A 19440-nucleotide genomic window follows, 5' to 3' on the forward strand; every position below is an offset into this window, starting at 1 on the left:
CCTACGCGGGCTGCAGACCGATCGCGACATCATGCGGTCCGACCGGAGCGGGAAGCTCGGTCTCGCCCATGAGGAAGCGGTCGACGTGCGCCGCGGCGGCGCGACCTTCGGCGATGGCCCACACGATCAGCGACTGTCCGCGACCGGCGTCGCCGGCGACGAACACGCCGGGAGCGGTGGTCTGGTAGTCGTTCTCGCGGTGGACGTTCCCGCGCTCGGTGAACTGCGCGCCCAGCTGCTCCTCGAGGTCGGCGCGCTCGGGGCCCGTGAACCCCATCGCGATGAGCACGAGGTCCGCCGGGATCTCACGCTCGGTCCCGCTCTTGGGCACGCGGCGTCCGTCGACGAACTCCGTCTCGGCTACACGCAGCGCGCGGACCTCGCCGACGTCGTTGCCGAGGAATTCCACGGTCGAGGCGAGGTAGCTGCGCTCCCCGCCCTCCTCGTGCGCGGAGGCGATCTCGAACAGCGTCGGACTCATCGGCCAGGGCTGGTTCTCCGGACGCTCCTCCGGAGGGCGGCGTCCGATGGCGAGGTTCGTGACGCTCAGAGCACCCTGGCGGTGGGCGGTGCCGATGCAGTCCGCACCGGTGTCGCCGCCGCCGATGACCACGACGTGCTTGCCCTCGGCGAGGATCTGATTGGCCGGGGCGTCGCCGGCGACGGCGCGGTTGGACTCGACGAGGTACTCCATTGCGAAGTGCACGCCGTCGAGGTCCCGTCCGGGGATCGGGAGCTCGCGCGGCAGGGTGGCACCGGTGGCGACGACGACGGCGTCGTACCGGGCGCGCAGGTCGCTCCAGGAGATGTCGCGACCGACCTCGACCCCGGCTCGGAAACGCGTGCCTTCATCCTGCATCTGTCGCAGACGGGCCTCGAGGTGCCGCTTCTCCATCTTGAAATCGGGGATGCCGTACCGAAGAAGGCCGCCGATCCGATCGTCCCGCTCGTAGACGGCCACCGTGTGGCCGGCACGGGTGAGCTGCTGGGCGGCGGCGAGGCCGGCGGGGCCCGAGCCGACGACGGCGACGGTCTTCCCGGTGAGGCGACCGGGCGGCTCCGGCTCGACCCACCCGCGGGTGAAGGCCTCGTCGATGATCGAGACCTCGACCTGCTTGATGGTCACCGGGGGTTGGTTGATGCCCAGCACGCAGGAGCTCTCGCAGGGCGCCGGGCACAGGCGTCCGGTGAACTCCGGGAAGTTGTTCGTGGCGTGCAGCCGCTCGATGGCCGCACGGCCCTCGCCGCGCCACGTGAGGTCGTTCCACTCGGGGATGAGGTTCCCGAGCGGGCATCCCTGGTGGCAGAACGGCACACCGCAGTCCATGCATCGCCCCGCCTGACGGCGGAGGACCGCGCTGTCGCCGGGCTCGTAGACCTCTTTCCAGTCCATGATGCGCACCGGAACCGGCCGCCGCGGCGGCAGCTCTCGATCGGTGACTTTCAGAAAGCCTTTGGGATCAGCCACCGGTCACCTCCAGGATGCGGCTCCAGACGACGTCACCGTCGGGGTCCAGCCCCTCGGCGGCCGCCGCCTGGCGGGTCTGCAGAACCGCGGCGTAGTCGCGCGGCATGACGCGGACGAAGTCGTCCAGTGTGTTCTCGAAATCCGCGAGCATCGCGGCGGCGAGGGTCGAGTCGGTTTCCGCGACATGCTGCTGCAGCAGGTCGCGGAGGATCTCGGCGTCGCCGGAACCCAGCGCGCCGAGCTCGAGCTCGCCGCTGGCGAGGGCCTCGCGGTTCACCAGCGCTTCGTCCAGCTTGTAGACGTACGCGGTTCCTCCCGACATGCCCGCACCGAGGTTGCGTCCGGTACCGCCGAGGATGACCGCGAGTCCACCGGTCATGTACTCGAGGGCGTGGTCCCCGACGCCCTCGACGACGGCGGTGGCACCGGAGTTGCGCACGAAGAAGCGCTCCCCCACCACCCCGCGCAGGAACATCGTCCCCTGCGTGGCGCCGTAGCCGATGACGTTCCCCGCGATGACGTTCTTCGACGCGTCGAAGGTCGCCGCGCGGGGCGGGCGGACGACGATCTGTCCTCCCGAGAGTCCCTTGCCGACGTAGTCGTTCGAGTCCCCCTCGAGTCGCAGGGTGATGCCCGCGGGCATGAAGGCACCGAACGACTGACCGGCGGAACCCGTGAGGTTCACCTCGATCGTGCCCGTCGGCAGCCCGTTCTCGCCCTGGACGCGGGTGACGTGGTGCCCGAGAAGGGTCCCCACGGCGCGCGCCGTGTTGCGGATCGGGAGGTCGAGGACGAGGTGGCCGCCGTGGGCGATCACATCCTGCGCGCGCTCGATGATCTGCACGTCGAAGTGCTCGTCGAGCTCGTGGTCCTGCAGGCGACCGCTGCGGCGCGGCTCGGACTCCGCGAACGCCGGCCCCTCGAGGACGGGGGCGAGGTTCAGCCCGCTCGCCTTCCAGTGCTCGACGGCGCCCTCGATGTCGAGGAGCTCGGTGTGGCCGATGATCTCGTCGAGCGAGCGATAGCCCAGAGCCGCTAGGTATTCGCGCACCTCCTCGGCGACGAACTCCATGAAGTTCACGACGAACTCCGGCTTGCCCGTGAACCGCGCGCGCAGGGTCGGGTTCTGCGTCGCGACGCCGACCGGGCACGTGTCGAGGTGGCAGACGCGCATCATGATGCACCCGGAGACGACGAGCGGAGCGGTCGCGAAGCCGAACTCCTCGGCCCCCAGGAGAGCGCCGATGACGACGTCCCGTCCGGTCTTCAACTGCCCGTCGACCTGCACCACGACGCGGTCGCGCATGCCGTTGAGCATCAGGGTCTGCTGCGTCTCGGCGAGGCCCAGCTCCCACGGTGTCCCCGCGTGCTTGAGCGAGTTCATCGGGCTCGCACCGGTCCCGCCGTCGTGCCCCGAGATGAGGATGACGTCGGCGAGGGCCTTGGCGGTTCCGGCGGCGACGGCCCCGATGCCCGACTGGCTGACGAGCTTCACGTGGACCCGGGCCGCGGGGTTGGCGCGCTTGAGGTCGAAGATCAGCTGCTTCAGGTCTTCGATCGAGTAGATGTCGTGGTGCGGGGGCGGCGAGATGAGACCCACGCCGGGGGTCCCCCCGCGCGTCCGCGCGATCTGGGGGTACACCTTCTGCGGAGGGAGCTGACCGCCTTCCCCGGGCTTGGCGCCCTGTGCCAGCTTGATCTGGATGTCATCGGCCTCGGTCAGGTACAGGCTCGTGACGCCGAAGCGTCCCGACGCGACCTGCTTGATCGCGCTCCGACGCTCCGGGTCCAGGAGCCGCTCGACGTCCTCGCCGCCCTCGCCGGTGTTCGACTTTCCACCGATCCGGTTCATCGCGATCGCCAGCGTCTCGTGAGCCTCCTTGGAGATCGAGCCGTAGCTCATCGCTCCGGTCTGGAAGCGCTTGACGATGGAGGCCACCGATTCGACCTCGTCCAGCGGCACGGGGGTCCGGCCCTCGGTGCGCAGACGGAACAGGCCGCGGAGAGTCTTCAGCTCCTGCGCCTGGTCGTCGACCATCCGCGTGTACTCGCGGAAGATGTCGTACCGGCGCGTGCGGGTGGCGTGTTGGAGGCGGAACACCGTCTCGGGATTGAACAGGTGCGGTGCACCGTCACGCCGCCACTGGTACTCGCCGCCGGTCCACAGACGCTCGTGCGCACGCACCGCGCCGTCCTCGGGGTACGCGTACGCGTGGCGCGAGGCGTTCTCGGCCGCGATGACATCGAGGCCGATGCCGCCGAGCTTCGACTCGGTACCGGTGAAGTACGTGTCGACGAAGTCCTGCGACAGGCCCACGGCCTCGAAGACCTGCGCACCGGCGTAGGAGGACACCGTGGAGATGCCCATCTTCGACATGATCTTCAGCACGCCCTTGCCGAGCGCGTAGATGAGGTTCTTGACCGCCTTCTGCGGCGTGACACCGGTGATGAAGCCCGCCCGCACGAGGTACTCGACCGTCTCCATCGCGAGATACGGGTTGACCGCCGAGGCGCCGTAGCCGATGAGCGTGGCGACATGGTGCACCTCGCGGACGTCGCCCGCTTCGACGACGAGCCCGCATTTCATGCGCGTCTGCTTGCGGATGAGGTGGTGGTGCACGGCCGCGAGCATCAGCAGGGAGGGAATCGGCGCGAGGTCCTTGTTGGAGTCGCGGTCGCTCAGGACGATGAACTCCGCTCCGTCCTCGATGGCCTGGTCGACCTCGGCGCACATCTGCTCGAGGCGCTTCTTCATGCCCTTGTGTCCGGCCTCGACGCGGTAGAGCCCGCGGATCGTGACCGACGTACGGCCCGGGAGAGCCGTGTCGATGTGCTGGATCTTCGCGAGCTCGTCGTTGTCGATGACGGGGAAGTCGAGGGTCACGGTGCGCGTGTGCTCCGGCCCCCACTCCAGCAGGTTGCGTTCCGGTCCGAGACCGAGAGAGAGCGAGGTGACGACCTCTTCGCGGATGGAGTCCAGCGGAGGGTTCGTGACCTGCGCGAACTGCTGCGTGAAGTAGTCGAAGAGCAGCCGCGGTCGCTCGCTGAGGACCGCCACGGGGGTGTCGCTGCCCATGGCGCCCAGGGGCTCGGCACCGGTCTGCCCCATGGGGGTCAGCAGGATCCTGACCTCCTCCTCGGTGTAGCCGAACGTCCGCTGGCGGCGCGTGATGGAGGCGATCGGGTGGACGATGTGCTCGCGCTCGGGGAGGTCGGCCAGCCGCACACGTCCGGCGTCCAGCCATTCGCGCCACGGGTGCAGCTGCGCGAGCTCGCCCTTGATCTCCTCGTCCTCGATGATCCGCCCCTGAGCGGTGTCGACGAGGAACATGCGCCCGGGCTGGAGGCGCCCGCGGCGCTTGATGCGCTCGGGAGCGAAGTCCAGCACTCCGGTCTCGCTGCCGATGACGACGAGGCCGTCGGTGGTCTCGGTCCAGCGGCCCGGTCGCAGACCGTTGCGGTCGAGCGTCGAGCCCACGACCGTGCCGTCCGTGAAGATCAGTGCGGCCGGTCCGTCCCACGGCTCCATCTGCATGGAGTGATACTCGTAGAAGGCGCGCAGGTCGGGGTCGACGTCGGCCTGCTTCTCGTAGGCCTCGGGCACCATCATCATGACGGCGTGCGGCAGGCTCCGCCCGGTGAGGGTCAGGAGCTCCAGGACCTCATCGAAGGACGCCGAGTCGCTCGCACCGGGGGTGCAGATGGGCAGCAGCGGGTCGATCTGTCCGAGGAGCTCGGACTCGAGCTGCGACTGCCGCGCCCGCATCCAGTTGCGGTTGCCCTTGACCGTGTTGATCTCGCCGTTGTGCGCGAGCATGCGCAGGGGCTGGGCGAGCGGCCACGACGGGAACGTGTTCGTGGAGTAGCGGGAGTGCACCACGGCGAGCTCGGAGGCGAAACGCTCGTCCTGCAGGTCGGGATAGAACGGTTCGAGCTGCAGGGTCGTGACCATGCCCTTGTACCCGAGCGTGCGGGCCGACAGGGACACGAAGTACGCGTCCAGCTCCGTCCGGGCGCGCTTGCGCAGCCGGAACGTGCGGCGGTCGAGGTCGATACCGGAGAGGGCCGGGGCATCGCCCACGGCGGGCCGTGAGACGAAGAGCTGCTCGAAGACCGGACGCGCGGCGAAGGCGAGCTTGCCGAGGTTGTCGTCCTCCGTGGGGACCTCGCGCCAGCCGAGCACCGTGAGGCCCTCGGACGCGGCGATCTTCTCGATCCCCGCCTTCTGCGCAGCCCGGGCCTCGTCATCGCGCGGCAGGAACACCATGCCCGCTGCGTACTCCCCCGCAGCCGGCAGCGCGAAGTCCACTACCGCGCGCAGGAAGGCGTCCGGCATCTGAGTGAGGATCCCGGCCCCGTCACCGGTGCCGGCGTCCGAGCCGATCGCGCCGCGGTGCTCGAGGTTCCGCAGCGCCGTGAGCGCCAGGTCGACGATGTCGTGACCGGGTTCGCCGCGCAGGGTGGCGACCATCGCCAGACCGCACGCGTCCTTCTCGAAGTCCGGGTTGTACATTCCCTGCTTGCGCGGGAAGCCGGACAGCCCGGATGCCGGGGTGCTCGCCTCGGGGGCGTTGCGACGGGGGCTCGATGCCATACCAACCGTCCTCACGTTGATGCTCAAAATGGGACGACGTCGGCCCGGGACTCGATGAACTGCCTTGTACGGGTCGTTCGGTGAGCGCTATTTCGTGGCGGGTGTGCTTGTGGCGCTGCCCCCGACCGGCTCGGACGTCGGCGGTTCGCTGACGTCGACGAAGTCGTCGGTGTCCTGCGATTGTACAGCCCCGTCCGGGTGCCATTCGCGACCCGCGACATAGGGCGAGGGTTCGCGACCCGGGTGCCGACGGTTCTGCACGACCATGATCGCGATGCCGATCACGACGCCGAGGATGGCGGCCCAGACGTTGGTGCGCAGACCCAGGATGATCTCACTCGGGTCGATGCGGATGGACTCCCACACGATGCGGCCGGCGCTGTACCAGATGAGGTAGAGGCCGAACAGGCGTCCCCACTGGAGCTTCAGCGCACGGCCGGCGGCCACGAGGACCACGACGCCCGCGACGTTCCAGATGACCTCGTAGAGGAAGGTCGGGTGGAAGAGCGTCCCCTCCGGCAGTCCGACGGGCCAGGCGGCATTGGGGTAGTCGATCTCCAGGCCCCAGGGCAGGTCGGTGGGGAGTCCGTAGAGCTCCTGGTTGAACCAGTTGCCGAAGCGCCCGATGGCCTGGGCGAGAAGGAGACCCGGCGCGAGGGCGTCGGCGAACGTCCAGAAGCGGATGCCGGTCCACCGGCATCCGAGCCACGCACCGACGGCGCCGCCGATGAGCGCGCCGTAGATCGCGATCCCGCCCTCCCAGATGTACAGGGCGCTCAGGGGGTTCCGGCCCTCGCCGAAGTAGAAGTCCCAGTGCGTCAGCACGTGGTAGACGCGCGCCGTGATGATCGCCAGCGGAACGGCGAGCAGGGCGATGTCGATCACGACCCACGGTTCGGCGCCACGCTTGGTGAGCCGGGCATTGGTCCACAGCACCGCAGCGACGATTCCGGCGATGATGCACAGCGCGTAGAAGTGGATGCGCAGTGGTCCGAGGTCGATGTAGCTGATCGAAGGGCTCGGGATGCTGGCGAAGACGCCCGCGGCGACGGTGATCATGAAGAGCAGTGTCCTTGCTGAGGGGATGCCGGCGAGTCGCCGACGTGTGCAGTCTAGTTCGACGCGCGCGCGGTGCCCGCAGAGAGGGCACGGGCGGTCTCGCCGAGGGACTCCAGTCCCCCGTCGCGAAGGGCGCGGACGAGCGCGGTGCCGACGATCGCGCCGTCCGAGTACTCCACGACACCGGCGACGTGGTCGGCGTTGGAGATGCCGATGCCGACGCAGGCGTGCGCGGCTCCGTGCTCGCGCAGACGGGACACGAGTCGCCGGGCCGCGGCATCCAGGTCCGCACGTTCGCCGGTGATCCCCATCGTCGACACGGTGTAGACGAATCCGGTCGACGCCTCGACGATCATCTTCAACCGCGCGTCGGTGGACGTGGGGGCGGCGAGGAAGACCCGGTCGAGACCGGTGCGCTCACTGGCCCGGATCCACTCCTCGGCGGCGTCCGGCGTGATGTCCGGGGTGATGAGCCCCGCACCGCCAGCCGCGGCGAGCCCGTCGGCGAACCGATCGATCCCGAACTGGTAGATCGGGTTCCAATACGTCATGACCAGGACCGGCACATCCGTGCGCCGGGTAATCTCCCGCACAGCCTCGAATGTGTCGCGCAACCGGAACCCGGCGGCGAGAGCCGCCTGTGTGGCCTCCTGGATCACCAGACCGTCCATGACCGGGTCGGAGTACGGCGGCCCGAGCTCCAGGATGTCCACGCCGTTCTCCGCGAGGGTCACCGCCGCGTCGATGCTGGTCTGCAGGTCGGGGTAGCCGATGGGCAGGTACCCGATCAGTGCGCCACGGCCCTCCGCGCGGGCGGCGTCGAGCGCCGCCGAGACCCGCGAGGTCACGCCGACGCCCCCTCGTCGTAGAGGCCGAAGTACTTCGCCGCCGTGTCCATGTCCTTGTCCCCACGGCCGGAGAGGTTCACGGCCAGGATGGCGTCCGGACCGAGTTCGCGACCGATGCGCAGGGCTCCGGCCAGAGCGTGGGCGGACTCGATCGCCGGAATGATGCCCTCCGTCTCGGAAAGCAGGCGCAGCGCCTGCATCGCCTCGTCATCCGTGGCGGGGATGTACTCTGCGCGCCCGATGGCCGCGAGCCACGCGTGCTCGGGGCCGACGCCCGGGTAATCGAGACCGGCGGAGATCGAGTGGGATTCTGTGGTCTGGCCGTCCTCGTCCTGCAGGACGAACGTCTTCGCTCCGTGCAGGACGCCGGGACGGCCCCGGCCGATCGAGGCGGCGTGACGAGGCGTGTCGACGCCGTCTCCCGCCGCCTCGACACCGTAGAGCTTCACGCCCTCGTCGTCGAGGAACGCGTCGAACATGCCGATCGCATTGGATCCGCCGCCGACGCAGGCGAGGACGGCATCGGGGAGCCGGCCGGTCTCGTCCAGGAGCTGGGCGCGCGCCTCCTCGCTGATGATCTTCTGGAAGTCGCGGACCATGGCCGGGAACGGATGGGGCCCGGCGGCGGTGCCGAAGATGTAGTTCGTGGTCTCGACGCTCGAGACCCAGTCCCGGTAGGCCTCGTTGATCGCGTCTTTGAGGGTGCGGGATCCCGTCGTCACCGGGATCACCTCGGCGCCGAGGAGCCGCATGCGCGCGACGTTCAGGGCCTGACGCTGCGTGTCGACCTCGCCCATGTACACGGTGCAGTCGAATCCGAACAGCGCCGCCGCGGTGGCGGTGGCGACACCGTGCTGCCCTGCTCCGGTCTCGGCGATGACGCGGGTCTTGCCGAGCCTCTTGGTAAGGAGAGCCTGGCCGATGACGTTGTTGATCTTGTGCGAACCGGTGTGGTTCAGATCCTCCCGCTTGAGGAAGATGCGCGCACCACCGGCGTGCGCGGCGAATCGCGGCACCTCGGTGATCGGCGACGGTCGTCCGCCGTACGAGCGCAGGAGGCTGACGAACTCCGCCTGGAAGGCGGGATCGACCTTGGCGGCGTCGTAGACCTCCGTCAGTTCATCGATCGCGGCGATCAGGGACTCGGGCATGTACCTTCCGCCGAATTCGCCGAAGAACGGCCCGGTCACTTCACGAAGACTCATCAGGACTCTCTTCCTCCGGGGAGGGTGTCCGCGCCCGCATCGAGGAAGGCACGGAGGGTGGTGACGGGATCGCTGGTGACCAGCGCCTCGCCGATGAGGACGACGTCTGCGCCCGCAGCGCGGTAGTGGGCGACGTCGTCCGGGGTGAGCACCGCGGACTCGGCGATCTTGATCGTCCCCGAGGGGATGCGCTCGACCAGACGACCGAAGAGGTCCCGGTCCAGCTCGAACGTGGACAGGTCTCGGGCGTTGACACCGATGAGGTCTGCGCCGAGGTCGACGGCGCGGTCGACCTCCTCCGCGGAGTGCGTCTCCACGAGCGGGGTCATGCCGAGCTCGCGCGTGAAGGCGTGCAGGCGGAGGAGCGTCTCCTGGTCGAGGGCGGCGACGATGAGCAGGACGAGGTCGGCTCCGGCGGCGCGAGCCTCGAGCACCTGATACTCGTCGGCGATGAAGTCCTTCCGCAGGACGGGCAGCTGAACCGCGCCGCGGACCGCGTCGAGATCGGCGAGGCTCCCCTTGAAGCGCCGCCCCTCCGTGAGGACGGAGATGGCGGACGCGCCGCCCTCCTCGTAGCGCCGCGCCTGGAGGGCGGGGTCGGGGATGCTCGCGAGGTCGCCGCGGGACGGGCTCGCCCGCTTGACTTCGGCGATGATCTTCACGCGATCGGCCGGAGCGAGCGCGGCCAGGACATCCAGCGCAGGGGTGCGCGCGAGGGCAGCGGCCTCCACCACGGCACGGGGCGCGAGGAGTGCGCGCGCCTCGGCGTCCTCCACCGCGCCGGCCGTGAGGTCGGCGAGCACGCTCAGTGCTCTTTCGCGATGTACTTGGTGCCGTTGACGCCGTAGCCGGCCTTGGCCATGATCCAGCCGGTCAGGAGGCCGACGACGAGCAGGCCCGCCGAGGCCCAGACGAGGACCGGCATGTCGAACCAGTAGAACAGCGTGCCGAGCGCGACCGCGACCAGCATGATCGTGACGGCCGTCCAGGCGGCGGGAGAGTGTCCGTGGCCGGGGTCACCGATCTCGTTGCTCATGGGGGATCCTCCTGTCGACGCGGGTTTCCCAGTCTAGCGGTCGGCGGTCGGGTCTTCTCCGCGCGACAGGTCGTCCCACGAGTCGATCGCCGTGTCCCGGGCGGCATCCGCCGGTCGCGCACCGTCCGCGGCTCCCGGACGCGTGGGCGCGTCGCCCTCGGAGCGGTAGCGGCGATCGGCGCTGCGCCACCGGCGCGCGGTCGCCAGGATCAGGATGCCGCTCGCGGCGAGGACGAGCCAGGCGACCAGCGTGATGTACGGCCAGGGCGTGGGGGTGAGCGAGGCGACGAGATCGCTCACCGCTCGGGATCCCGTGATGCCGGTGGCCTCGGTCACGCTCGCCGATACGGCCGAGATCGGTGTCGCGAAGGCGGTACCGGCGGTCAGTGCCCCCAGCAGCGCGGCGATGACGAGCGTCAGCGCACCGAAGACGTATCGGAGCACCACGCCGACGATGGACAGTGCGCCGCCGAGCGCGAGGACCGTGAGGCTCAGAGGGGTCAGCAGGGCGAGGGCGCCGTCACCCGGCACGAGGAGGGGTTCGGCGGCACCGTCGTCGAGCACGACCGTGAACCAGGTCTGGGTCGCCGAGATGACCCCGAGGGCTCCGCACGCGAGGAGCGTGAGGACGCCGAGCAGACGGGCTCGGGCGATCACTCCCCGGCCTCCGGCCCGCGGGCGGGATCCAGGTCGAGGGTGTCGAAGCAGGACCGGAGACCGGTGTGGCACGCGGCGCCGACCTGCTCGACCTCCACGAGGATGGCGTCCCCGTCGCAGTCCAGGTGCGCACCGCGGACAAGCTGGATGTGACCGGACGTGTCGCCCTTGCGCCAGTACTCCCGGCGGGAGCGCGACCAGAAGGTCACCCGACCCTCCGTCAGCGTGCGACGGAGGGCTTCGGCATCCATCCAGCCGAGCATCAGGACCTCACGGGTGTCCCACTGCTGGACGATGGCGGCGACGAGACCGTCCTCGGCGAAGCGGACACGCGCGATCCGCTCGGCGACGGTGTCGTCGGGGATGCCGGTGGAATCGACGGCGCTCATGCGGCGGTCTCCCCGGGCACGAGCCCCTCGCGCACCGCGATGCCCTGATCGGCCATGCTGCGCTTGACGTCGCCGACGGTGAGCTGGCCGGTGTGGAACACCGATGCGGCGAGCACGGCGTCGGCGCCCGCTGCGATGGCCGGGCCGAAGTGCTCGGCGGCTCCGGCCCCGCCGGAGGCGATCACGGGCACGCGCGAGGCCTCCCGCATGAGCCGGACGAGCTCGAGATCGAAGCCCTCCCGCGTGCCGTCGGCGTCGATCGAATTGACCAGCAGCTCGCCCGCACCCCGCTCGATGGCTTCTCGAGCCCAGGCGAGGGCGTCGATGTCGGTGGCGGTGCGTCCGCCGTGGGTGGTCACCACGAAACCGGACGGGATCTCGTCCGTGGGGCCCCCGGGACGTCGCATCACGTCGAGCGAGAGGACGAGGACCTGGGCGCCGAAACGATCGGCGATCTCGTCGAGGAGCGCGGGACGAGCGATCGCCGCCGAGTTCACCCCGATCTTGTCCGCCCCCACCGCGAGCAGGCGCGCGACGTCATCGACCGAGCGCACTCCCCCGCCGACGGTCAGGGGGATGAAGACCTCCTCGGCGGTGCGCCGCACGACCTCGTAGGTCGTCGCCCGCTCGTCGACGGTCGCGGTGACGTCGAGGAAGGTGATCTCGTCGGCGCCCTGGCGGAAGTACTCCCGGGCGAGCTCGACCGGGTCCCCCATGTCGCGGAGATTCTGGAAGTTGACGCCCTTCACGACCCGACCGGCCGCGACGTCGAGGCACGGGATCACGCGGCAGACGAGGCTCATCAGAGTCTCGCGTTGTCGATCGCCGTCACCAGGATCGCTCTCGCTCCGAGCGCGTAGAGATCGTCCATGGCCTGGTTCACCTTCTTGCGGGCGACCATGACGCGCACCGCGACCCAGTCGGGGTCGCGCAACGGCGAGATGGTCGGAGACTCGATGCCCGGAGTGAGCGCCACGGCATCGTCGATGAGGGCGACGGGGAGGTCGTAGTCCACGAGGACGTACTGTCGCGCGACGAGGACTCCGCGCAGGCGACGCAAAAGGGTCTCCGTACCCTCCGCATCGCTCGGCCCCGTGATGAGGACCGCCTCGGAGCGCAGGATGACGGGACCGAAGACCTCGAGCCCCGCCTGGCGGAGGGTGGTCCCGGTCTCCACCACGTCGGCGACCGCGTCCGCCACGCCCAGGCGCACCGCCGATTCGACGGCACCGTCCAGCGGCACGAGGTCCACCGCGATCCCGTGACGATCGAGGAACGCGTCCACGAGGCCCGGGTAGGACGTCGCGACCCTCTTGCCCTCGAGGTCCGAGAGCGCGGAGAAGGTTCCGGTCGGAGCGGCGAAGCGGAAGGTCGATCCGGCGAAGGCGAGGGACTCGATCTCGCGCGCGCCCGGCATCCGCGCGTCCAGGAGGAGGTCCCGTCCGGTGATCCCGACATCGAGGGCTCCGGAGCCGACGTAGGTGGCGATGTCCTTCGGGCGCAGGTAGAAGAACTCGACACCGTTGTCGGGGTCGAGGACGTGGAGGTCCTTCGGGTCGCGGCGGCCGGTGTAGCCGGCCTCCTGGAGCATCTCGGACGCGGTCTCGGCGAGCGAGCCCTTGTTCGGCACGGCGATTCGCAGCATGTCGGGACTTTCGATGGGGGTGAGCGAGGGGACGGAGCGCTCAGAGATGTCGGTAGACGTCCTGGAGGGAGAGACCCTTGGCGAGCATCAGGACCTGCAGGTGGTAGAGCAGCTGCGAGATCTCCTCCGCCGCGGCGTCCGTCGACTCGTACTCGGCGGCCATCCACACTTCGGCGGCCTCTTCGACGATCTTCTTGCCGATCGCGTGCACGCCGGCGTCCAGCTGCGCGACGGTCCCGGATCCTTCGGGTCGCTCGGCCGCTTTGGCGGAGAGCTCATCGAACAGCGCATCGAACGTCTTCACCCTGCAAGGGTAGCGCGCCGCGCGGGGGTGATCCGGCGCCGCGGTCAGTGCACGTGCGCGGCGGCCTGCGCCCGGAGAGCGGCGATCGCCGCGCCTGGATCGTCGGCGCCGAAGACCGCCGAGCCGGCGACGAAGGTGTCGGCGCCGGCTTCCGCCGCCTGCGCGATGGTGTCGGCGCTGATGCCGCCGTCGACTTGCAGCCAGACCGACGACCCCCGGCGCGCGGCTTCATCGGCGAGGAGGCGGAGCTTCGGCATCGTCTCCGGCATGAAGGACTGACCTCCGAAGCCGGGTTCGACGGTCATGACGAGGATCTGATCCACCTCGCCCCACAGTCCGTCGAGCGCGGGTGCCGGTGTCCCGGGCTTCACCGCGACGCCGGCGCGCGCACCGATGTCCCGCAGACGCCGAGCGAGGGCGACAGGCTCGCGCGCCGCCTCGAGATGGAAGGTGACGGACGCGGCGCCGAGCTCGGCGTAGCCGGGCGCCCACCGGTCGGGGTCGTCGATCATGAGGTGCACGTCGAGCGGGATCGGACTGGTCTGCTGGATCCGCTCGACCATCTGGGGCCCGAAGGTGAGGTTCGGGACGAAGTGGTTGTCCATGACGTCGACGTGCGCGAAGTCCGCGGTGGCGATGCGGGCGAGGTCGGTCTGCATGTTGACGAAATCCGCGGCCAGGATGCTGGGGTTGATGCGGATCTCGCGCGCGGGCTGAGGGACGTCACGGGCGGGCACGGGTCCATTATGGTCGAGCCGTGGACCCCATCACGGCACTGCTGGACGACCTCCTCGACGAGATCAGACCGCTGAGCGGCGGCGCCCCGGCCGCCTACATCCCCGAACTCGCCGCGGCCGATCCCGATCGGCTCGCGTTCGCCGTGGTCGGACCCCGCGGGCGTGTGCGCGTCGTGGGCGACGGCGAGCACGAGTTCACCATCCAGTCGATCTCGAAGCCGTTCGTCCTCGCCCTGGCTCTCGAGGAATGCGGTCGGGAGCGGGTCCTCGAGTGCGTGGGGGTGGAGCCGAGCGGCGAACCCTTCAACGCCATCAGCCTCGCGCACGGCACCGGGCGCCCCGCGAACCCCATGGTCAACGCCGGCGCGATCGCGACGACGGCACTCGTCGGGGAGGCCGGCAGCGACATCGACGAGCGCACGGGGCGCATCGTGTCGAAGTTGTCGGCGTTCGCCGGCCGCTCGCTGTGGGTCGACGAGGCGGTCTACGCCTCCGAATCGGCCACGGGAGACCGCAACCGCGCCCTCGGGCACCTTCTGCGCTCGTACGGAATCCTCACCGGGTCCGTCGAAGCCGCGGTGGAGACCTACTTCCGTCAGTGCTCCCTGCTCGTCACCGTGCGGGATCTCGCGGTGATGGCGGGGACGCTCGCCTTCGGAGGGGTGAACCCGGTCACCGGCGCGCGGGTGGTCAGCCCCCGCGTCGCACGCGACGTTCTCTCGATCATGTCGTCGTGCGGAATGTACGACTACTCCGGGGAGTGGCTCCTCCGGGTCGGCCTTCCCGCCAAGAGCGGGGTGAGCGGTGGTCTGCTCGCGGTGGCGCCGTCGCAGTTCGGCGTGGCGGCCTTCAGCCCCCGTCTCGATGCGCACGGGAACAGCGTGCGGGGCATCGCGGCCGTGGAGACGGTGTCGGATCGCTTCGACATGCACCTGCTGGAGTCGCACGAGAACGTCGCCGTACCGGCGCTGCGCATCGAGCGCGTCGGGGAGGCGCGGGTGGTGCACCTCGGCGGCGAACTCGGCTTCTCCGGCACGGAGCGCGTCATCGGCGTGCTCCGGGAGATCGCCGCCTCCGTTCCCGACGGGACGGAGGTCGTCGTGGACGCGTCCGAGCTCGCCCGCACGCATCCGGCCGCGCTCATCGCCCTCCGCGCGGAGTTCGAGATCATGCCGGAGGGCTTCCGACTGGCGGAGTGAACCAGATCGCGAACGCCGCCTCTAGTGCTTCTGCAGGAGGCTGATGGACATCGCGTCCGTGCCGTGGCGATGCGGCCAGAGCTGGGCGCGCAGGGTCCCGTCCCCCTGCTCCGGCAGATCCGGTCTCGTCGAGGCGAGCTCGCCGATCACGTCGCGGGCGGAGATCTCCTCGACGGCATCGCCCCAGGACGCGCGGACGTCCGCGACGACGGCGGTCGTCTCGGCGAGGTGCGGCGAGCACGTCACATAGGCGACCACGCCGCCGGGAGCGCAGGCGACCAATGCGGCATCCAGCAGTTCCCGCTGCAGAGCCGCAAGCTCGGGGACGTCGGCCGGCGTCTTGCGCCATCGGGCCTCCGGCCGCCGCCGCAGGGCGCCGAGACCCGTGCAGGGCGCGTCGACGAGGACGCGATCGTACGCGCCGGGATCCCGGGTCGCTCGGGAGCGGCCGTCCTCTTCGGAGACCGGAACCTCCATCGGCACCCCGGCGAGGGCCTTCCGCACGAGACCGGCGCGGGCGGGGACGATCTCATTGGCCTCGACGCGTGCGCCCGCCCCCAGCGCCTCCGCCGCGAGGAGGGCCGTCTTGCCCCCGGGGCCCGCGCACAGGTCGAGCCAGCGCTCCCCCGCCCGAGCCGGTCGTGCCCGCGTCAGCGCGAGGGCGGCCAGCTGCGAACCCTCGTCCTGGACGCGGATCCGGCCGTTCGCGGCGGTGACCGTCGCCTCCGGGTCACCGCCGTCGGAGCGGAACCCGAACGGCGAGAGCCGTGTGGCGCGCGCCTGGGTGGGCCGATCCGCGAGTCCGGGCAGGGCGATCATGGTCACGGCGGGGGCGGCGTTGTCCGCCGCGAGGAGGGCATCGAGCTCGTCCGCGCGTCCCTCCGCCGCGAGCGCGCGACGGAACGCGCGGACGACCCAGACCGGGTGGGAGGTGAGCAGACCGATGCGCTCGTCGTCCGACCGCGCGCTCTCGGTGATGCGGGCCATCCACTCGCCCGGCGTGTCACGGGAGACGCGCCGCAGAACGGCGTTGACGAAGCCGCTCGGCCCCCTCCCGGCGGCCGCGCGGGCGAGTTCCACCGACTCGTTGACCGCCGCGTGGGAGGCCACACGGGTCGACAGCAGCTGATGGATGCCGAGGCGCAGTGCATCGACGAGAGCCGGGTCGATCTCGGCCACGGGGCGGTCCGCGGCGGCCCCGATGATCGCGTCGTAGGTGCCCTGACGGCGCAGTGTGCCGTAGGTGAGTTCCGTCGCGAGCGCAGCGTCGGCCGCGTTCAGCCCGGCGCGGGAGAGAGCGACCGGGAGCAGCAGGTTGGCGTACGCGTCCGACTCGTGGACGGCCCGCAGCGTGTCGAACGCGATGCGCCGCGGCGCGGACGCGCTCACGAGCCGGCCACCGCGGAGGTCACCCGCATTCCCCGCCACCAGTCCGCGGCGTTCATGGCCGATCGCCCCGCGGGCTGCACGCGATCGAGCACGACCGGCGCATCGGCGGTTCCGGCGAGGAGACGTCCCTCGTGCAGTGACAGCGTGCCCGGTCCCAGGCGGGGCGCGGGGTCGGGGGCGCGGCGCGCGGACAGGATCTTCAGCCGCAGGCCCGCGACCTCCGTGTGCGCGCCCGGCTCCGGTGTCGTCCCGCGGATGCGGCCGAGGACGGCGGCGGCGGGTTCGTCCCACCGCACGCGTCCGTCGTCGATCGAGAGCTTGGGCGCAAACGTGATCTCGCCCTGCTGCGCGCGCGCGACGGCCGTACCGGCTGCGAGGGCGTCGACCGCATCGAGGAGGACCTCGGCACCGACATCCGCCAGCCTCGACAGGAGGTCCCCGGCGGTGACGTCCGCGGGCGTGGGCAGCGCCCGCTCGGCGATGAGGTCACCCGCGTCCAGCTCCGCGACGAGGTGGAAGACGCTGACCCCGACCTCATCGTCGCCGGCGATGAGCGCGTGCTGCACCGGAGCCGCTCCCCGCCACCGCGGCAGCAGCGAGAAGTGCAGGTTGATCCACCCGAGGCGGGGCGTGCTCAGCAAGGGTTCCCGGACGAGTCCGCCGTAGGCGACGATCACGCCGAGATCGGGTCGCCGCTCGGCGATGGAGACGGTCGCCGCGTCATCCAGGCGGGACGTGCGCAGCGTCTCCACGCCGAGCTCCTCGGCAGCGGTCGCGACGGGCGACGGCGTCAGCACGCGGCGGCGTCCGAGCGGGGCGTCGGAGCGGGTGACGACCAGGTCGACCTCGTGCGAGGAGGCCGCGAGGGCCTTCAAGGACGGAACCGCGACCGCCGGGGTTCCGGCGAAGACCAGACGCATGGAGCTCCTCACAACTCGAGATCGGGCACATCGACCCGCACTCTGAGTGTATTGCGGCGCACCGGCGCCTTCCCGCGGGGAGGCCGCCGTCCCGACACGGCGTCGCTCACCACGGACGCGCGGAGGCTCTCGGTCACCCGTGCCCCTCGCGCATACTCGAACCGGACGAGCGCGCGCGTGCCCTCCTCCCCGTCCACCGGTCCGAGGATCGCCTGGGCATCGAGCTCGGGGACGTCGTCGCGCAGCTTCTCCAGCGCGGTCTCGACCGAGCGCCGGGCGCCGCTGACGGCCGCGACGCGCACCGTGGGGGGCATGCGCAGCGGCTGGCGATCCGCGAGCTCGGCGCGCGCGTATGCGGGCTGAGTCCATGTCGCGAGGGCCCGCGCGACCGCGCCCGTGACGCCGACCAGATGAACCGGCGCGCCCGGCGCCGCCAGGGCGGCGGCGTTGGACCACCAGCGGAGGCACGACTCGCCGATCCGCAGGTCGTCTGCCATCAGCATCCGGTCTCCGTCCAGGAGGATCACGGCGCGGTATCCACCCTCGGCGATCGGCTCGCCGCCCCGCGTCGCGACGACCAGGGCCGGCCGATCGTCCACCCTCAGAACCGGATGCTCGCCGTCGGCGACGATGATCCGGGTTCCGGGGAAGGCCCGCCCGAGCTCATCGGCGGTCCGTTCGCTTCCGGACGACGCCATGCGCACGCGGTCCGAGTCGCATTCGGAGCACCGCCACGCGAGGGCGCTGCGCCCGCACCACGTGCACACCGGCACCGCTCCGGCACCGCGCGCGTGCAGCGGTCCCGCGCAATGCCGGCAGCGCGCCGGGTGCCGGCACTCGGCGCACACGAGCACCGGCGCGTATCCCGGACGCGCGACCTGGACGAGCACCGGGCCCTGCGCGAGCGCCTCGCGCGCGGCGGCGTACGCGGACGAGGGCACCCGGGTCCCCCGGGATTCGCCCTCGCGCGTCGCGCTGAGGATCACGCGCGCGCCGACGCGGCGGCGAGCGGGCAGGTCGCGGACCCAGCCGACCGCGACGAGCCGCTCCACGTCCGTCGTCCGTGTGTGCCCGGCGAAGACGAGGGCGCCACCGTCGAGTTCCTGGCGCTGGAGCGCCGCGTCGCGCGCGTGCACGCCCGGCGACAGCTGTTCGGCCAGCAGGGGGTCGCCGTCGTCCCAGATCGCGACGAGGCCGAGATCGCGCGCCGGCGCGTAGACCGCAGAGCGATTCCCGAGCACGATGCACGGGGCGTCGGCCAGGGTGCGCAGATACGCGGCGTACCGGGCGGGCGAGGGCTGCGCGGCATCGTGGCGCACCACGGCATCGGGCGGGACCCGGCCGGCGAGCGCCGCCTCCACCTGCGCGCGGTCGCGGTGATCGGGCACCACGACGACGGCGGTCCGTCCGCGCGCGAGCGTGTCCACCGCGAGGGCGGCGAGCAAGTCGGCCCAGGCCCCGACGTCCTGCCCCGACGGCGGGCGGATCGGGTGAGGCGGCGCATCAATGGCGAGCCGCCCGTCCTCCCGCAGCGCCTCGGCCAGCCCGGGGAACGCGGCGAGCCGCGTCGTCGCCCAGGACGCGGCGGCCTCGTCGACCGCCGGCGTCTGCGGAGCCCCGGACGCCGCCCAGACCTTCTCGGCCCGCACCATGCGCTTCGGGATCACCAGACGCAGGATGTCGCCCGCGGACCCCGCCGCGCGGTCCGCGACGCGCCGTACCAGCCGGTAGAGCTCCGGGGTCAGCACCGGGACCGAAGACACCACGTCCTCGATCTCGGACAGCGGTCGTCCGCCCTCCTCCCCGACGGCGCGTTCCACGAGGTAGCCCTCGACGACTCGACCGGCGCTGCGCAGCGGCACCTTCACGCGCACGCCGGGCTGGGCGAGCCCGTCGAACTCGGGCGGGATCGCGTAGTCGAACAGGCGGTCCAACTGCGGCAGGGGTGAATCGATCAGAACCCGCGCGACCGGGAGGGTCACGTCGCGCA

General features: G+C 71.0%; 17 protein-coding genes. 1 reads left to right on the forward strand and 16 read right to left on the reverse strand.

All coding sequences use genetic code 11. The annotated features are described in order from the left end of the window. Position 1: 1 nt before the first annotated feature. The 13 genes from ABXJ56_RS13905 to rpe all read right to left on the reverse strand — a co-directional run bounded on the left by ABXJ56_RS13905 (position 2) and on the right by rpe (position 13942). Positions 2–1468 carry a glutamate synthase subunit beta gene (locus ABXJ56_RS13905; RefSeq protein WP_354000319.1) on the reverse strand — a complete coding sequence of 489 codons (1467 nt, stop codon included), beginning with the start codon at positions 1466–1468 and terminating at the stop codon, positions 2–4. Continuing rightward, entirely contained in the window at positions 1461–6062 is a 4602-nt protein-coding gene (gene gltB, locus ABXJ56_RS13910) for a glutamate synthase large subunit (RefSeq protein ID WP_435405005.1), read from the reverse strand. The genes ABXJ56_RS13905 and gltB overlap by 8 nt, the downstream gene beginning before the upstream one ends. Positions 6063–6149: 87 nt before the next feature. After that, on the reverse strand, positions 6150–7121 hold the full coding sequence (gene lgt / locus ABXJ56_RS13915; protein WP_354000320.1) for a prolipoprotein diacylglyceryl transferase: 972 nt from the start codon (positions 7119–7121) through the stop codon (positions 6150–6152). A 53-nt stretch (positions 7122–7174) separates the two neighbouring features. Beyond that, a complete protein-coding gene (trpA, locus tag ABXJ56_RS13920) occupies positions 7175–7969 on the reverse strand; it encodes a tryptophan synthase subunit alpha (RefSeq protein ID WP_354000321.1) in 795 nt (264 codons plus the stop codon). Then, entirely contained in the window at positions 7966–9174 is a 1209-nt protein-coding gene (gene trpB / locus ABXJ56_RS13925; protein ID WP_354000322.1) for a tryptophan synthase subunit beta, read from the reverse strand. Before trpB ends, trpA begins: the two co-directional genes overlap by 4 nt. Further along, the gene (trpC, locus tag ABXJ56_RS13930) at positions 9174–9977 is read right to left on the reverse strand and encodes an indole-3-glycerol phosphate synthase TrpC (RefSeq protein WP_354000323.1); all 804 of its coding nucleotides are present in this window, start codon (positions 9975–9977) and stop codon (positions 9174–9176) included. The genes trpB and trpC overlap by 1 nt, the downstream gene beginning before the upstream one ends. A gap of 2 nt (positions 9978–9979) precedes the next feature. After that, positions 9980–10210, reverse strand: coding sequence for a DUF6704 family protein (locus ABXJ56_RS13935; RefSeq protein WP_053547452.1), 231 nt, complete (start codon positions 10208–10210; stop codon positions 9980–9982). A gap of 33 nt (positions 10211–10243) precedes the next feature. Next, positions 10244–10867 carry a Trp biosynthesis-associated membrane protein gene (locus tag ABXJ56_RS13940; protein WP_354000324.1) on the reverse strand — a complete coding sequence of 208 codons (624 nt, stop codon included), beginning with the start codon at positions 10865–10867 and terminating at the stop codon, positions 10244–10246. Continuing rightward, entirely contained in the window at positions 10864–11256 is a 393-nt protein-coding gene (gene hisI / locus ABXJ56_RS13945) for a phosphoribosyl-AMP cyclohydrolase (RefSeq protein ID WP_354000325.1), read from the reverse strand. Before hisI ends, ABXJ56_RS13940 begins: the two co-directional genes overlap by 4 nt. After that, positions 11253–12059: an imidazole glycerol phosphate synthase subunit HisF gene (gene hisF / locus ABXJ56_RS13950; RefSeq protein WP_354000326.1), complete on the reverse strand. Its 807-nt coding sequence runs from the start codon at positions 12057–12059 to the stop codon at positions 11253–11255. The genes hisI and hisF overlap by 4 nt, the downstream gene beginning before the upstream one ends. Next, positions 12059–12901 carry an ATP phosphoribosyltransferase gene (gene hisG, locus ABXJ56_RS13955; RefSeq protein ID WP_354000327.1) on the reverse strand — a complete coding sequence of 281 codons (843 nt, stop codon included), beginning with the start codon at positions 12899–12901 and terminating at the stop codon, positions 12059–12061. Before hisG ends, hisF begins: the two co-directional genes overlap by 1 nt. A 40-nt stretch (positions 12902–12941) precedes the next feature. Further along, positions 12942–13205: a phosphoribosyl-ATP diphosphatase gene (locus tag ABXJ56_RS13960; protein ID WP_354000328.1), complete on the reverse strand. Its 264-nt coding sequence runs from the start codon at positions 13203–13205 to the stop codon at positions 12942–12944. Positions 13206–13249: 44 nt separating this feature from the next. Then, complete coding sequence (gene rpe / locus ABXJ56_RS13965) at positions 13250–13942, reverse strand: ribulose-phosphate 3-epimerase (RefSeq protein ID WP_354000329.1); 693 nt, start codon at positions 13940–13942, stop codon at positions 13250–13252. A 20-nt stretch (positions 13943–13962) separates the two neighbouring features. On the opposite strand from rpe, the gene glsA reads away from it, so the two are divergent. Further along, on the forward strand, positions 13963–15141 hold the full coding sequence (gene glsA / locus ABXJ56_RS13970) for a glutaminase A (protein ID WP_354000330.1): 1179 nt from the start codon (positions 13963–13965) through the stop codon (positions 15139–15141). 21 nt (positions 15142–15162) lie between these two features. On the opposite strand, the gene ABXJ56_RS13975 is transcribed toward glsA, so the two are convergent. The 3 genes from ABXJ56_RS13975 to ABXJ56_RS13985 are packed head-to-tail and all read right to left on the reverse strand — an operon-like array spanning position 15163 to position 19432. Then, the gene (locus ABXJ56_RS13975) at positions 15163–16530 is read right to left on the reverse strand and encodes an RsmB/NOP family class I SAM-dependent RNA methyltransferase (RefSeq protein ID WP_354000331.1); all 1368 of its coding nucleotides are present in this window, start codon (positions 16528–16530) and stop codon (positions 15163–15165) included. After that, positions 16527–17450: a methionyl-tRNA formyltransferase gene (gene fmt / locus ABXJ56_RS13980; protein WP_354000332.1), complete on the reverse strand. Its 924-nt coding sequence runs from the start codon at positions 17448–17450 to the stop codon at positions 16527–16529. The genes ABXJ56_RS13975 and fmt overlap by 4 nt, the downstream gene beginning before the upstream one ends. An 8-nt stretch (positions 17451–17458) precedes the next feature. Then, positions 17459–19432 carry a primosomal protein N' gene (locus ABXJ56_RS13985; protein ID WP_354000333.1) on the reverse strand — a complete coding sequence of 658 codons (1974 nt, stop codon included), beginning with the start codon at positions 19430–19432 and terminating at the stop codon, positions 17459–17461. Between the last annotated feature and the right edge of the window lie 8 nt (positions 19433–19440).

Source organism: Microbacterium aurantiacum (genome assembly GCF_040532595.1).
In the GTDB taxonomy this organism is placed as follows: domain Bacteria; phylum Actinomycetota; class Actinomycetes; order Actinomycetales; family Microbacteriaceae; genus Microbacterium; species Microbacterium chocolatum_B.